Source organism: Microcoleus sp. PH2017_34_RAT_O_A (assembly GCF_020737885.1).
In the GTDB taxonomy this organism is placed as follows: Bacteria; Cyanobacteriota; Cyanobacteriia; order Cyanobacteriales; family Microcoleaceae; genus Microcoleus.
The window spans coordinates 54,388-69,760 of record NZ_JAEQDD010000010.1; the positions used below are offsets into that span (position 1 = coordinate 54,388).

Here is a 15,373-nt window from a genome sequence, read left to right on the forward strand (position 1 = left end):
TATCATGTCCAGTCGATTCGTGCTGGTTGAAATCGTGCATCATTTTCAACAATCTGTAGGGGCAGATTAATCAATATCCCAAAGCGCGCAAACAGGTTAAACAAACCCGCCTCTAACCACAAAAAAGCCCCGAACTATATTAGTCTACAATTTAAAATTCAACAAATCAAGCATATATTTAAACCGATTAACATCAATTTAAACAATGGTTCAGCAATTGATTTGCGTCGCGGGTTGCTCCGCCAACAGTTACCGCAAAGAATTGGTTTAAAGCCCCAAGCCCGATCGAGAGAAATTAAAATCAGACTATTCATTCCTCCAATTCTCTTCCTTCCTTTGTCAAGTGCTATCAACCGTCAACCGTCAACCGTCAACCGTCAACCGTCAACCGTCAACTGATTAACTACCATGTCTAAACCCGTTATTTTGTGTGTTGATGATAAAACTGTAATTTTGGAAAGTTTGAAAGCCAAATTGAGAAAAGCACTAGGCAGTTCCTATGCTTATGAATTTGCCCAAGATGCTGAAGAAGCGCTAAATATTGATGAATTAAATAAACATCATATTAGCATTTTATTGGTTGTCTCTAATTGGCTAATGCCCGGAATGAAAGGCGACAAATTTCTAATTTCAGTTAATAATAAAATCACTAAAATTGTCAAATTTTTATTGACAAGACAAGCAGATAAAAAAGCTATCGAGCGGGCTTATGCAGCAGCTAAGGTAGATAAATGTTTGTTTAAACCCTGGTCGCCCAATCAGTCGATCGATATCGTCAAGTATGGATTATAAAAACTATGACAAAAGTTGCAAAAAAACCTGTCATTGTTTGTGTAGATGATGAAATTACCATTTTGACGAGTTTGAAAGCGGAATTGAGAAAATCATTTGGAGAAGAGTATCGAGTCGAGATCGCTGAAGGGGGAGAGGATGCGTTAGAATTGCTTGGAGAATTACTTGAAGATGGAGATGAAATTCCCTTAATTATTTCCGATTACATTATGCCGGATATGAAGGGAGACGAACTTTTGCGCCGCGTTCACGAACTTTCCCCAAAAACGCTGAAAGTAATGCTGACGGGTCAAGCTACTATTGAAGCGGTTACTAATGCGGTCAAATACGCTAAACTCTATCGATACATCGGTAAACCTTGGCATAATGAAGATTTAAGACTAACGGTAGCAGAAGCAGTTCACAGTTACATTCAAGATAAGAAACTGGCAGAAAAAAATGCTAAACTTCTAGAAATGAATCAAGAGTTAGAAGCGCTGACTCGCCAGCAAGCTAAACTAATTGCGGAACTTCAAGAAAAAGAAAGTTATTTGCAAGCACTCAATGAATCTTTTTTACGGTTTGTTCCCCGTCAGTTCCTTCAGTTATTGGAAAAAACGAGTTTTCTTGATATTCAATTAGGCGAACATATTCAGCAAGAAATTTCGGTGTTGTTTTCTGATATTCGAGATTTTACAAGTCTATCAGAAAGGATGACGCCGGATGATAATTTTAAGTTTATTAATGGTTATCTCTCTCGGATGGAACCAGCAATTATTGAAAATCATGGGTTTATTGATAAATATATTGGTGATGCAATTATGGCTTTATTTAGTGGAGATGCAGATGGGGCAGTTAGGGGTGGAATTTCGATGCTACAAAGACTAGCTGACTATAATACCACGCGCACGATACCGGAACGTCCGCCAATTAAAATTGGGATTGGTATTAATACTGGGACATTAATTCTAGGAACGGTGGGTGGTGCATCTCGGATGGATGGTACTGCGATCGGGGATGCGGTGAATTTAGCATCTCGTTTGGAGGGATTAACCAAACAGTACGGTGTGCCTTTGTTGATTAGCAATCGCACATTTATGGTATTGAAAAATCCGGGAAAATATCACATTCGTTTGATCGATCGCGTTCGAGTCAAGGGGAAGTCCGAACAGGTAGCTGTGTATGAGGTTTTCGATGCAGATTTACCCGAATTGCGAGAGGGGAAGTTAGCCATGAAAAGCACTTTTGAACAGGCGATCGTTTTCTATCATTCCTCGGATAAAGAGACTGCCTTTCAACTGTTTGATAAATGTTTGCAAGCTAATCCTGGGGATATGGTTGCGAGGATGTATCTGCAACGCTGTCAGTAATGTAGATTCAAGGGGCTGCGCCAAGAGGGCCTGCCTGGGTTCTTGGTGGCGACAAACCAGACTCGACCAATACTGCTGTTGGGTGGCTTTGTACAGGTTTTTACGATCGCACGATTTGAATTCCCGATCGCCATTTCAATCCCTAAGGGCGATCGACTGTTTTTGATGATAAATTTTCTGCATAACATTATTGTACCATAATTCTGTATCGCAGAATACTTTTTTCTGGTTTTGCCAAAAATTAGAGAATTATTAAGTAATATTAATGAGTGGTGGCAGCCTAATTTCCGGCTTATTGACAATGAGGTGGGAACCCCCTCAGAGGGTATTACGCTAAAACTCTTATAAGCAAAGGAATTTTATGCAAATATTGCGCGAATTAAAACCCGACCTGCAAAAAAAACGGCTACTTATTGAGAACAACTGCCTAAAACATTTACTTATAATTTAAATTTAATATTTGTTTTATAATCACAGCAAGAGTACGGTAAACTGAATAAACAAGCCAATTAAATGTAGAACTCGCTTTTGGCGAGTTAACACAACTTGGCCGATCGCAATATTGAGTTAATCAAAAGAGTCAAATCAGCAGGGATATCATAAAAACTTATTGTTACCATAAGTTTTTTCATCCTTACTGCCAACCTGCGCTTAAAACAGTTCTCTAAGCCTAATTTAGCGAACAGCAATAAAGTGCTTTGATAAACTTCAGTGATGTCGTTACAGAAGATTATGTATTGGAGCGAGGCTAGGCTATGACCAAATTTTCAGAAAATTTTTCTCGGCGCAAATTTATAGTTACAGCAGGTGCATCTGCCGTCAGTTCCATACTGCTCAAAGGCTGTTTGGGAAATCCCCCCGAACCCGGTGGAACTGCTGATGGTGGTGCTGGTGGGGCTGGAGGAGCCCCTGCTGCCACATCAGCAGTTGCTGTGGCCAACGAGAAAAGAGTAGAAGGCATCGAAAGCACGAAGATTACATTGGGATATATCCCGATCGTCGAATCAGCGCCTTTAATTATTGCCCAAGAAAAAGGCTTCTTTGCCAAATACGGCATGGTAGATGTCAAAGTCGCCAAACAAGCCAACTGGGGTTCGGCCCGAGACAACGTAGAAATCGGCTCAGCAGGCGGTGGTATAGATGGCGGGCAGTGGCAAATGCCGATGCCATACTTGATTAGCAAAGGCCTGATCACCAAGAATAAAGCCGGCATCCCAATGTACGTGCTGTTACAGCTAAACACTCAGGGAAATGGAATTGCGATCGCTGCCAAACACGAAGGTAAAGGCCTCGGACTCAAACTAGAAAAATCCGCCCAAGACTACATCCTCGGACTCAAGAAAGCAGGTACGCCCTTCAAAGCAGCCTACACTTTTCCCAAAGCCAACCAAGATTTATGGATTCGCTACTGGCTAGCCGCTAACGGCATCAATCCCGACGTAGATGTCGAGTTGCTAACAGTACCGGCGGCCCAAACCGTGGCCAACATGAAAACCGGCAGCATGGACGGTTTCAGTACAGGTGACCCCTGGCCCCTACGGATTGTCAAAGAAAAAATTGGCTTCTTGTCCGCTTTAACTGCGGAAATCTGGAAAGGACATCCAGAAGAATACCTCGCAATTCGCGGCGACTGGGTAGACAAACACCCCAAAGCTACCGAAGCGCTGTTAGCAGGAATAATTGAAGCGCAGCAGTGGTGCGACAAACCAGAAAATCGTGCGGAATTGGTGTCGATTGTTTCTGGCAAAAACTTCTTTGACGTAGCTCCTGGAGTGTTGCTTCCTCCTTATGAAGGCAAGTATATCATGGGCGACGGCAAGCCCGAAATCAACGACTTCAAAATGAGTACGCTGTACTGGAATGATGGAGTCGGCAACGTTTCCTATCCCTACAAGAGCCACGATTTGTGGTTCTTAACCGAAAGCGTCCGCTGGGGTTTCTTGCCAACAAAAACCTTGGCAGATTCTAAGACAATCATCGATAAAGTCAACCGAGGAGATTTGTGGAAAGCTGCGGCTAAATTAGCCGGAGTTGCTGAAGCTGACATTCCGGCAAAATCGACTCGTGGTGTTGAGAAGTTCTTCGACGGCAAAGAATTCAACCCGGACAAGCCCGAAGATTACATCAAGAGTCTGGCAATTAAAAAAGCGTGATGGGTTAAACAGTTGACAGTTGACAGTTGACAGTTGACAGTTGACAACACAGTTTTTAGAAGCGTGCGATTTAAACCTCGTTCTAAAAACAATCCGCTTCCGTGGGGATGCGAGACCATTGTTAGTTGGTAAAAGCTTCGCATAACTTAAGTCTCGAAAAAAAACAGCAGAAACACAGGAGATTAGCAAGATGGCTGTCAGCACAAATCGGAGAGGCGGAGTCGATGTCCAAGGAGTTCTTGGCGAGTTTTGGAAAAAGAATTCGTCAAATATATTGCCGCCAATTTTAGGACTTTTAGGGTTCCTGCTAATTTGGCAATTCCTGTCGGGTACAGGAATCATCAAGTTGCCACCCCCAACTAGCGTTTGGACTGACGAACGGACGCGGATTTTGTTGATGTATCCTTTCATGAACTCCAAAACCTACGGAGTCGGCTTATTTTGGCAGACTATGGCTAGTTTGGAACGGGTAGCAAAAGGCTACACTCTCGCGGCCGCTGTGGGCATTAGCATGGGAGTTGTGGTAGGTACGAATCCCTTCCTGAACAAGGCTTTAGACCCGATTTTCCAGTTTTTGCGGATGGTAGCACCTTTGGCTTGGGTACCGATCGCCCTGGCTGCACTTCAACAAAACGAACCGGCTGCTTTGTTCGTGATTTTCATTACCTCTGTTTGGCCGATTTTAATCAACACGGCTGAAGGTGTTCGTCAAATTCCTGACGATTACAACAACGTGGCGAAAGTGCTGCAACTTACTCAGAAGGAATATTACATCAATATCTTGTTTCCGTCGGCGCTTCCTTATATCTTCACCGGATTGAGAATTGCGATCGGTTTGGCTTGGCTGGCGATTATTGCAGCGGAAATCGTGATGTCCGGGATTACAGGTATTGGCTTCTTTATTTGGAATGCTTACCAGCAAAACTACATCAGTGAAATTCTCTTGGCGGTGTTCTACATTGGGGCTGTTGGTTTGATGCTCGATCGCCTGATGGCATGGTTGCAGCAAAAAATTGCTCCCTCTCAAGGCAAATAAAAACAGTTGATAGTTGACAGTTGACAGTTGACAGTTGACGGTTGATAGTTGACAGTTGACGGTTGATAGTTGACAGTTGACAGTTGTTAGCTAAAAGCTAATATCAAGTCCGGTAAAATAACTGGGAACCCATATCCAAGAGGATCTGCCTCGGCTGGAAAATCGAGGCAGAGCCTCCTGATTATGTGTTACCAGGCTGTGCCTGATAACGAGTTAAAGGAGTAGCAGAACTTCAGTCCTCAGCTTTTTAAAAGAATAGAACTGAAGTCCTCACTACGAACCAATATTATTATTGCAGTTGGGCGATCGGCATAATATAAAAGCTAACGGTCAACAGTCAAAAATAATCGAAAAATCAAGGACAAACCTACAAAAAAGGCAAGAAAACCATGTCAGTTTTGATTGCGGTAGAACAAGTCGGAAAAACATTTAATTTAACAGACGGCGGTACATACGTAGCCCTCAAAGGGATCGACTTAGAAATTAAAAAAGGAGAATTTATCTCCTTAGTCGGACACTCGGGTTGTGGCAAATCCACTCTGCTAAATATGGTGGCAGGTTTGGATCTGCCCACAGAAGGATTGGTGACGATCGACGGACAAAGAATCACTCAGCCGGGCCCCGATCGCATGGTGGTGTTCCAAAACTATTCGCTGCTACCTTGGCGGACAGTCAGAGAAAACATCACCCTGGCCGTAGACTCAGTAATGAGCGGCTTAGCTAAAGCCGAGCGCCTCGACATCATCCAAAAACACATTGACATGGTGGGCTTGGGCCCCCACGCCGAGAAGCAACCGGCACTACTATCAGGCGGACAAAAACAGCGCGTGGCGATCGCCCGTGCCCTAGCCCTGCGTCCCAAACTGTTACTCTTAGACGAACCATTCGGCGCCCTAGACGCTTTGACTCGCGGCAACTTGCAAGAAAAGTTGATGGAAATCTGCCAAGAGTACGAAATTAGCGCCTTGATGGTAACGCACGACGTAGATGAAGCGGTGCTGCTGAGCGATCGCATCGTCATGCTCACCAACGGCCCAGAATCGAAAATTGGCGGCATCCTCGAAGTAGACATCCCCCGCCCCCGGGTACGTATGGAAGTAGTCTCGCACCCCAGCTACTACGCGCTGCGGAGCGAAATGATTTACTTCCTCAACCAGCAGAAACGGGTGAAAAAACTGCGCGCGCGGAAAGTACCGGCGATCGCCCGCCACGGCCTAGAAAAAGTCAACCTCGAACTCGGCTTTATCCCCCTGGCAGCCTGCGCTCCCCTCGCGATCGCCAAAGAAAAAGGCTTATTTGCCAAACACGGCCTCGATGAAGTCCACCTCGTGCGCGAAACAAGCTGGCGCGGCATCGTAGACGGCATCGCCGCCGGATACCTAGACGCAGCCCAAATGCCCTCTGGGATGGCAGCGTGGTTGAGCTTAGGAGGCCACCAAGAGAAGCCCATAGCAACCGTTACAGCCCTCACCATGAGCCGCAACGGCAACGGAATTACCCTGGCCCGTCGCTTCTACGACCAAGGAATCTACACTCTGGCAGATTTCAAAGAAATGCTGCACAGAACCCCCGCCCAAACTCACCGCATGGGCATCGTTCACCCTTCATCGATGCACAACCTGCTGCTGCGCTACTGGCTGGCTTCCGGCGGAATTGACCCAGATCATGATGTTTCACTGAAAAACATCCCTCCAGCCCAGATGATTGTGGACTTGCAAGGTGGGACGATTGACGGTTTCTGCGTCGGCGAACCTTGGAACTTGCGCGCGGCGATGGAAGGAGTCGGCTTTACCGTGGCTACGGATTTGGAACTGTGGCCTGGACACCCGGCAAAAATTCTGGGAGTTCGGGAAGACTGGGCGAATGCTTACCCCAACACTCACATTGCTCTAGTGAAAGCTTTGCTAGAAGCTTGTCACTATTGCAGCGATCCGGCCCACGCTCAAGAAGTTTCCGAAATTGTGGCGGGACGGGAGTACGTCGCTACTGACAAGAGTTACATCCAAATTGGCGATTCCAAATCTACTGCTTGCGATCTTGATACTCCGATGCGGGAATACGCTCACCACTTGTTCGCCGGCGACGGGGTGAACCGCCCAAGCCGTACCGAACAGTTGTGGCACATGGTACAGATGGCGCGTTGGGGCGATACAGTCTTCCCCCGCAACTGGGTAGAAATTCTGGAACGGGTGGTGCGAGTCGGCCCCTTCAGTACAGCAGCACGGGAGCTGGGAATGTCTGATATTACTTACACTCGGGGTTCTCTCCGTTTGTTTGATGGCTCGGTGTTTAATGCTGAAGATCCGATCGGCTATCTCAACAATCTAGCGATTAAACGCGATTACACGATGGCTGAAGTGATTCTGGATTCGGGCCGCAGAGCTGCTTAGGATCTGTTGAGTGTCCGCCCCAGCCGGTGGAATGCTTTCCACCGGCCAAATGTCTAATGGTGCTCTGTGAGTTTTGAGATATCAAAAGGTCAAAAAATTGCTTAGTTCTCGATCGCCCCTGTCAAAGACTTATCAACTCACAAGTCAGACAAGAGGAATCAGAAATCACAGCGATTGATTGCATTGTTGAGAGCGAAGCGGCACAATTATATAATTGATGCAAAAGTCTTGCAATTTAAACTCAATACTGAAAATATACAGGGAACTCGAAAATCTACAGTCTCGACTCGCAGCTCACCATTCAAAACTCCATTATTTGCTATCGCTAATCACCTACTAACGGCTTCTCAAACCCATGATTAATACTGCTGTCAACCAGACAAACACCAAAACCCAGAGCCAGCAACCAAACGATCGCCGCCAGCCTTTTTTGGTGATGGACAATGTTTATAAAGTATATCCAAACGGTTACAGAGCATTAGAAAACGTTAACTTGACCGTAGCTGAGGGAGAGTTTATTACTCTGATCGGACACTCCGGCTGCGGCAAATCAACACTGTTAAATATGGTGTCCGGTTTTAGCCATCCCAGCGAAGGCACCGTGTCGATTAACGGGCAGCGGATCGAAAAGCCAGGCCCCGATCGCATGGTAGTGTTTCAAGGTTATGCTTTGCTGCCTTGGCGGACAGTGTTTGAAAACGTTTACATTGCCGTTAACGCTGTATTTCCCGAGAAGTCGAAAGCCGAGAAAAATGCGATCGTCAAAGATCATTTGGCAATGGTGGGACTGACAGAAGCTGCTGAGAAAAGACCTCCGCAAATTTCCGGGGGTATGAAACAACGGGTTTCCATCGCCCGCGCCTTAGCAATTCGTCCCAAGGTGCTGATTTTAGACGAACCCTTTGGTGCTCTCGACGCAATTACTAAGGAAGAATTGCAGGAAGAGTTGCTGAAAATCTGGAACGATCACCGCTGTACCGTGTTGATGATTACTCACGATATTGACGAAGCGCTGTTTTTGGCTGATCGACTCGTGATGATGACTAACGGCCCATCAGCAACGATTGGCGAGGTTTTGGAGATTCCTTTCCCACGTCCGCGCGATCGGGTACAAATGATGGAAGATCCCGAATATTACAACTTGCGGAACTACGCCCTAGACTTCCTCTTCCGCCGCTTCGCTCACGATCACGACGCTTAAACCCTTGGAGATTGGGGATTGCTGGCAAAATAAAGCTCCAGCATTTCCCCACTTGCAGGGAAACATCGCTGTGTGCGAAATTTTCCCGATCTGCTTGGGTAAACTGGAGCTTAATTGTTGAGGATAAGTTTTTCCGGAAGATTTGGATCTTTTTCTCAACTTTTACGTCAATCGGCTAAGAGACCCGATTGCCTAGCTGTCTGTAAGCTGGCATGAATTTAGCCCACCTTTGACTGAAGGCGGGCTTCTTTCTTATCTTATTAACAGTTTTTCCTAAATTGATGGTTTGTGCATTCCACCATTTTAAGTGGCACAGGGCCAATGTTGATTAGTGTTTTATGGATTAAGTTTTTGGCAAAGATATCAGTTTGCTGTAGGGAAACGGCACTGCCGTGTCCTGCGCGGGGATCTGCCACTGTTAAGAATTGGTCTAAGATTGATGATTCTAGCAAGACTTTTTTAAATTCGTATTAAATCAATTAATTTTCAACCAATTAAACAACTCGGCTGCGGATAACTGCCAATCGCCCAACACGCTAAGAACAGGTAAAATATCCGTATCTGATTTAACCTCAGGCAATTGATTCGGTTGAAAAACTATTACTGATTTATCGCTCGGATCGGCAAACCAACCCAATTTAGTACCGTGATTGATCGAAAAAATTATTTTTTTTATCACCTGATTTGGAGATTGGTCAGGTGACAAAATTTCAATTATCCAATCCGGTGGAATTTCAAAGCGGTTGGCAATTTCTCCATCTTCATCAACGGGAATGCGAGACCACTCAAAAACAGCAATATCGGGAACAATTGACCAATCCGCAAAAGTACAGCACAATTCTGGAAGAGCACAGACTAACTTTTGGGGTTCCCCAACCTCAGAAATAGTCAACAATAACTCACTTTGAAGTTTGCTATGTTTTCCTTGTGGCATAGGTTTTTGATAAATTTGACCGTCGATGTACTCGCTTGCTGGTTTAGTTTCGGGCAACTGCAAAAACTCTGCAAGAGAAATCGTTGATTTTGCTGCAACTACCATATATCGTATTTCCTGAAATCATCCTAATGAACAAATAATCTAAGGTTCTTGTATTTCTGCTGCTTGCATTCAAGTTTGCACGGAAAACTCTTCTGAGTCAATGTCCCAATTTACCCAGCGAATTGCCTCTTTTGCTGATACTACATTTGGCGGCACTCGCAACGAATGAATGTGTCCGGTGCTCGGACAGGTCATTTTTAACAAATAAATCGGCTCGACATCGGCGTTATCGATTTCTAAGAGCGTGTATTCTTGCCAAGAATCTAATTCTACTGCTTGCAGTTCTTGACAAAGGCGATCGCACCCGAGGCATCGAGATGGATTGTTGGTAGTTGATGTGATTGATTGTTGAGTGGGATGATTTATTTGAAGGAACGAGGCATAGCCTTTGGATATGCGTTCCCAGGCAGAAGAGCCGGGGAACGAGGGATATCTAAAAATGCAGGATTTAATTACCAGCCAAAATCTCTTCTAGAGCCAACTTCAGCATCGGATACTGATATTGAAAACCGCTAGCCAAAGTTTGTTTCGGCAAAACTTTCTGCCCTTCCAAAACAACTTTAGCGCCGTCTCCCAACAGCATTTCTAAAGCAAAACCTGGCACCGGCAACCAAGAAGGCCGACTTAAAACTTCCCCTAAAGTTTGGCACAATTCATTCATCCGCACTGGATTCGGTGCTGTCGCATTCAAAACGCCTTGAACTTGCGAATTTTGCAAAGAATACAAAATTAAATCAACCACATCCTCGCGGTGAATCCAAGAAAACCACTGTTTTCCTGTGCCAATTGGGCCGCCTGCAAATAGTTTAAAAGGTGGCAGCATTTTTGCTAGCGCGCCTCCCATTCCCAAAACTATTCCCAGCCGCAAAATTGCTAGCCTTGTGCCTGCATTTTTGGCAGGTTGGGCCGCAGCTTCCCAGTCTTTGCAAACTGCTGCTAAAAAATCGTTTCCCGCAGGGCTGCTTTCGTCAAACTCAGCGGTTTCGCTGGTTCCGTAATAGCCGATCGCCGATGCGCTCACAAACACCGATGGTTTAGGATTAGCATTGACGATCGCCTCTACCAACTTTGCCGTCGTCAATCTGCGACTGTCGAGAATCGCTTGCTGGCGCGCCTCCGTCCACCTTTCCTCCGCAATCGGCACCCCAGCTAAATTAACCACAGCGTCGCAGCCCGCGATCGAATTTTGCCAATCACCAGACTCCGCCGGAGTGTAGGCGACAACATCCAAATTTGGATAAGCCGAAGCCGGGAAAACTCGCCCAGCTTTCGCCGCATCTCTACTCAAAACCACCACTTGATGTCCGGCTGCTTGCAGCTTCTCCACCAGCCGGCTACCTACAAATCCCGTTGCTCCCGCGATCGCTACTTTCATATTTCTTCCCGCACTTCATCTCAACAGCAGTTTACACGATCGCCCAAACCCGTTTTAAATTCTATAAAAATAAATAGCTAGTTCGATCGGCTCCCCACAAGCCCAGTGGATTTTCATTAAACTGATAAAGGACGCTAGGATCGAAAACAATGCCTGCAAAAAAACCAAAGCTTCTAATTGCTGCCGCCATCATTGCAGCAGGTAGCGCCGCGGTGTACCTTTACTTCCACGGTTTGAGCCAACAAGTCTCCAACCCCCAAGACAGCGCCAAAGTTGTACCCGACGAAGCAATGATGGCCGCCTTCATCTCCCCCAATCCCCAAGCACTGTCACAGTTGCAGCAATTCGGCACCCCGGGCGCTCAAAAGTTGGTCGGTGCGGGTTTGAAGGCCTTTCAAGAACAAAGCTTGGCAGGCACTCAAATCGACTTTGAGAGAGACTTAAAGCCCTGGCTGGGGGGCGTGATGGTGGCTTTGTTACCCCCAGATGCTACCGCTAAAACAGAGCCTCCTAAACTGCTCGTTGTAGTCAGTGTCAAAAATAAAATTAGTGCTTGGAATTTTGCTAATAAATTAAAATCTCAGGAAGGTGCCACAACTCAAGAAACTGAGTATAAAGGAGTTAAAATTTCTGAGATTGCAGAGCCAACGGGCAAGCGCTACAGTGTGGCTTTGTTGGACGATCAATTAGTGATGGCTCCTTTGAGAAAGCCTGTGGAAATGGCGATCGATACTTTTAAAGGACAGCCCTCCCTCGCTACCCAGAAGAGTACAACTAAGTTTTTTGCAGAGAGTGCTGGCGTACCGAATCCGATCGCAACTATTTACATTGCTGATTATCCTGCTGCAATCGAGCAATTAAAAACTAATTTGCCCGATGATTTTCAATTGCCTTCGACAGTGCTTTCACAGTTTAAACAAGTCAAGTCTTTGGTAGCGGGAATAGGGGCCGACAGTTCGGGATTGAGGGTGAAAACTATCGCTCGGTTAGATCCTAAATTCGGACAGCAAAAGCCGCCAGTCGGATCGAAATTGTTGCCCAGATTTCCCGGCGAAACCATTGCTTTAGTAGGGGGTAAGGGACTCGATCGCATTTGGTTGCAGGCGACGGCAGAGGCAAAAGATAGCCCGGAAGTTGACAGGGGCATTCAGCAGGTGAGAAGTAGTTTTAAACGCTTGGATTTGGATGCCGATCGTGATGTTTTTGGCTGGATGAATGGGGAATTTGCGATCGGGGCGATCGGTTCGGATCAAGGTATTTTGTCTCAGTTGGGGATGGGGGCGGCGATGATTTTTGAAACGAGCGATCGCCCCGCAGCCGAAGCAACCCTCAAAAAACTCGATGCGATCGCCAAAAGCAATCCTACAGTCAGCGTCGCCCCCAGACAAGTCCAGGGAAAAGAGGTTACAGAGTGGCAAATACCGCAACAAGGAACCTTATTCGGGCACGGTTGGCTGAATGAAAATTCTGTATTTGTTGCCTTCGGCGGCCCTTTAGTTGATGTCATCACCACAGCGCCACCGCAACCGTTAAGCAGCAGTCGGAGTTTTCAGGCGATCGCCACTGCTGTACCGCAGGCGAACCAAGGTTACTTTTATATAGATATGGAAAAAACCATGTCATGGGCGAACCGTTATTTGCTCGCTGTACAGCCCAATTTAGTTTCGCCACCCGTTGCTGAAGTGCTCAATTCTCTCCGAGGAGTCAGCGTAGCCACAACTTCGACAGAACCGACAACTGCTCAGCTCGATCTGCTTTTTGCCTTCAAATCTAGCAATTAGGCGATCGGGAATTGGTCAACAGTTGACAGTTGACAGTTGACAGTTGACAGTTTGAGATCGACCTCTACCTAGAAGGAACAGGATTGAAACAGTGAATAATTTTGTTTTATTTCCTCCTCGAACGAGGAGGCTTTAAACCCATTATTCTTGGTAATCGGTAATTTGTAATTTTTCTATCAAATCTAGCAATTAGGCGATGGGGAATTGGGAATTGGTAATTGGTAATCGGGAATTGGGAATTGGTAATTGGTAATTGGTAATTGGTAATTGGTAATTGGTAATTGGTAATTGGTAATCGGTAATCGGTAATCGGTAATCGGTTATTGGGAATTCTATCCGTTACATCCGCTACACAACCCGTTGCCGAACTTCCTTACATTGGTTAGATCTCAATACGGTTTACTTAACGTTTTTTGTCATTGCGAGCGTCTTCGCGAAGCAATCGCAGGGTCTGTTTGTCAAATCGTTTTTCCTGGTGTACTGTCTTAAGTGAACTGTATTGGGTTAGATCTAGTACACTTCTGACTGATGACTGATGACTGCCCGACGGCAGGACTAATGACAACTGACAACTGACAACTGACAACTGACAACTGACAAAAAAAAGTTGCTGCCTCTCCAGGGAGGGCAGCTACTCAAATAAAGCATTTTAATGTCTCTCAAAACTTCTGGATTAACCTTCAGACATTCCCGACTTATTCGGCAATTGCAAGTCATCAGGATCTACATAATGACAAACTGCTTTGTCCATGCAAATCAAGGCCCAGCCGGATTTATCGATGCTCATCAATTTGTAAGAAGCAGGCTGAATAAAGAAACCTTTGTGGTTGCGGGTTGCTGGTTTGATGTTAACGTGGCTGTCAGTGCTCATGTTCTTACAACTCCTAGTATTTATGGTAGTCAAGTCTGAAAACCGCTGTGCCGGTTTGTCGATCGTCTAAGTTTTCAAATACTAGCACTGACTTCCTGAGTTTTCCATAAAGTTATTTATTGATTTATTACGAGATCGTAATAAACCACAAACCCGATTTCCTTGATCCCCACCCCCAAATCGACATTGTTTGGGGGCTTACGCTTCCAGAAGCCACTGTTTCACGCGGGCGAGACTCTTCCAGTCCGGTTTGCGGCTTAATCCTTCTTCAAAATTTTTTGTAACTTCCTCTAACAACTCTTCGGAAGCCATCAGGAGTTGCTGAGCAACTTCTACGTGGGGGCGCACCCCTTTTTCTTTGAGATCCAGAATCGCGACTGCTAGGTTGATGCGAGCTTGGGCGTCGTGAGGGTTCAATTTAACCGCTGTTTTCGCTGCTTTTTGAGCCGATCCGGGTTTATTTTCCAAAAGGTAGAGCCACGCGAGGCTAGCCCAGGCATTGCCATTTTTGGGAGATTTCTCGCACAATTCTTTGAACACGGGGATCAGATTAGCAGGGGCTTCGCCAGCTTGGTAGCGATCGAAACCGTCTTTAAACATTTCTTCAGGGGTCATTCGATTTTGGATTTTGGATTTTAGATTTTAGATTGCTCGAAAGCATGGGGTGCGGGACAAAGGAAGCGCATCCGAGGCTAATTGTCGATCGCGATCGTCAGCAATTAGCTGGAGACCAATTACCAATGCCCATACCCATGCCCCAAGCAATTTTCCCATTTAAGCAGAAAAAGAACTGCCGCAGCCACAAGTTTGAGTAGCGTTGGGGTTGGTGAACTTAAAGCCGCCACCGATCATGGAATCGCTGAAGTCGAGCACCAAACCGTATAGATAAAGAATGCTCTTGCGATCGCACACTACCTGAAAACCCTCGTAGTCGAACACTTCATCGTCAGATTTCACAGTGCTGGGGTCTGCGAAATCCATCACGTAAGACATACCAGAACAGCCGCCCTGCCGCACCCCTACGCGCAAGCAGAGGTCTTTACCTTGTTTTTCTCGAAGAGCTAAAACTTGACGAACAGCAGAGTCCGTCATTTGAATGCCCCGCTGTTGGGAAATCGCTTGAGTCATAATCTGTCGAACTCCTGAGACTGTCGAATGTTAAGAGTTTAATCTTATACCTCCATTGTACAGGGAAGGAAGAAGGAAGAAGGAAGAGGGAAGAAGGAAGAGGGAAGAAGTCATTAGTCATCAGTCATTAATTAGTGCGAGCGTCCCCGAAGAGCGAACGTTAGAGGCCTCCACAAAAAGAATGATCCAATAGCTATGTGGGTTTAGCGAAAATTTCCACAAACCATTTGTGAAGATTGGGCAGACGATTTATCTGGG

At 45.9% G+C, this 15,373-nt stretch carries 13 protein-coding genes and 1 pseudogene; 7 read left to right on the forward strand and 7 right to left on the reverse strand.

The annotated features are described in order from the left end of the window. Nucleotides 1-408: 408 nt before the first annotated feature. The 6 genes from JGK11_RS05665 (at nt 409) to JGK11_RS05690 (ending at nt 8,921) form a co-directional block, all read left to right on the forward strand. Nucleotides 409-792 carry a response regulator gene (locus JGK11_RS05665; protein ID WP_293210922.1) on the forward strand — a complete coding sequence of 128 codons (384 nt, stop codon included), beginning with the start codon at nt 409-411 and terminating at the stop codon, nt 790-792. A 5-nt stretch (nt 793-797) separates the two neighbouring features. Continuing rightward, nucleotides 798-2,141: an adenylate/guanylate cyclase domain-containing protein gene (locus JGK11_RS05670; protein WP_293210924.1), complete on the forward strand. Its 1,344-nt coding sequence runs from the start codon at nt 798-800 to the stop codon at nt 2,139-2,141. Nucleotides 2,142-2,896: 755 nt separating this feature from the next. Continuing rightward, nucleotides 2,897-4,294 (forward strand): CmpA/NrtA family ABC transporter substrate-binding protein, encoded by a 1,398-nt coding sequence (locus tag JGK11_RS05675; protein ID WP_293210926.1) that lies wholly within the window; start codon nt 2,897-2,899, stop codon nt 4,292-4,294. A 190-nt stretch (nt 4,295-4,484) separates the two neighbouring features. Next, a complete protein-coding gene (gene ntrB, locus JGK11_RS05680; RefSeq protein ID WP_293176951.1) occupies nt 4,485-5,330 on the forward strand; it encodes a nitrate ABC transporter permease in 846 nt (281 codons plus the stop codon). A gap of 389 nt (nt 5,331-5,719) precedes the next feature. Beyond that, complete coding sequence (locus JGK11_RS05685) at nt 5,720-7,720, forward strand: nitrate ABC transporter ATP-binding protein (RefSeq protein WP_293192331.1); 2,001 nt, start codon at nt 5,720-5,722, stop codon at nt 7,718-7,720. A gap of 355 nt (nt 7,721-8,075) precedes the next feature. Next, complete coding sequence (locus tag JGK11_RS05690) at nt 8,076-8,921, forward strand: nitrate ABC transporter ATP-binding protein (RefSeq protein ID WP_293176947.1); 846 nt, start codon at nt 8,076-8,078, stop codon at nt 8,919-8,921. A gap of 475 nt (nt 8,922-9,396) precedes the next feature. Here JGK11_RS05690 and JGK11_RS05695 read toward each other — a convergent pair whose 3' ends face one another. The 3 genes and pseudogenes from JGK11_RS05695 to JGK11_RS05705 all read right to left on the reverse strand — a co-directional run bounded on the left by JGK11_RS05695 (nt 9,397) and on the right by JGK11_RS05705 (nt 11,335). Beyond that, nucleotides 9,397-9,960: a Uma2 family endonuclease gene (locus tag JGK11_RS05695; protein ID WP_293205170.1), complete on the reverse strand. Its 564-nt coding sequence runs from the start codon at nt 9,958-9,960 to the stop codon at nt 9,397-9,399. A gap of 69 nt (nt 9,961-10,029) precedes the next feature. Continuing rightward, nucleotides 10,030-10,269: pseudogene (locus tag JGK11_RS05700) on the reverse strand (leucine-rich repeat domain-containing protein); the annotation flags it as partial. Between the two features lie 139 nt (nt 10,270-10,408). Next, nucleotides 10,409-11,335 carry a TIGR01777 family oxidoreductase gene (locus JGK11_RS05705; protein WP_293210928.1) on the reverse strand — a complete coding sequence of 309 codons (927 nt, stop codon included), beginning with the start codon at nt 11,333-11,335 and terminating at the stop codon, nt 10,409-10,411. Between the two features lie 149 nt (nt 11,336-11,484). Here JGK11_RS05705 and JGK11_RS05710 point away from each other — a divergent pair, with 149 nt between their 5' ends. Then, nucleotides 11,485-13,116 carry a DUF3352 domain-containing protein gene (locus JGK11_RS05710; protein WP_293210930.1) on the forward strand — a complete coding sequence of 544 codons (1,632 nt, stop codon included), beginning with the start codon at nt 11,485-11,487 and terminating at the stop codon, nt 13,114-13,116. Between the two features lie 673 nt (nt 13,117-13,789). Here the strand turns inward: JGK11_RS05710 and JGK11_RS05715 are convergent. The 4 genes from JGK11_RS05715 to JGK11_RS05730 form a co-directional block, all read right to left on the reverse strand. Next, nucleotides 13,790-13,987, reverse strand: coding sequence for a hypothetical protein (locus JGK11_RS05715; protein WP_006632682.1), 198 nt, complete (start codon nt 13,985-13,987; stop codon nt 13,790-13,792). Between the two features lie 198 nt (nt 13,988-14,185). Next, nucleotides 14,186-14,602, reverse strand: coding sequence for a tetratricopeptide repeat protein (locus tag JGK11_RS05720; protein WP_293186825.1), 417 nt, complete (start codon nt 14,600-14,602; stop codon nt 14,186-14,188). Between the two features lie 27 nt (nt 14,603-14,629). Further along, nucleotides 14,630-14,761, reverse strand: a complete 132-nt coding sequence (locus JGK11_RS05725; RefSeq protein ID WP_293210932.1) for a hypothetical protein — start codon at nt 14,759-14,761, stop codon at nt 14,630-14,632. Next, the gene (locus tag JGK11_RS05730; RefSeq protein ID WP_265238087.1) at nt 14,762-15,115 is read right to left on the reverse strand and encodes an iron-sulfur cluster assembly accessory protein; all 354 of its coding nucleotides are present in this window, start codon (nt 15,113-15,115) and stop codon (nt 14,762-14,764) included. It abuts the gene before it with no gap. Between the last annotated feature and the right edge of the window lie 258 nt (nt 15,116-15,373).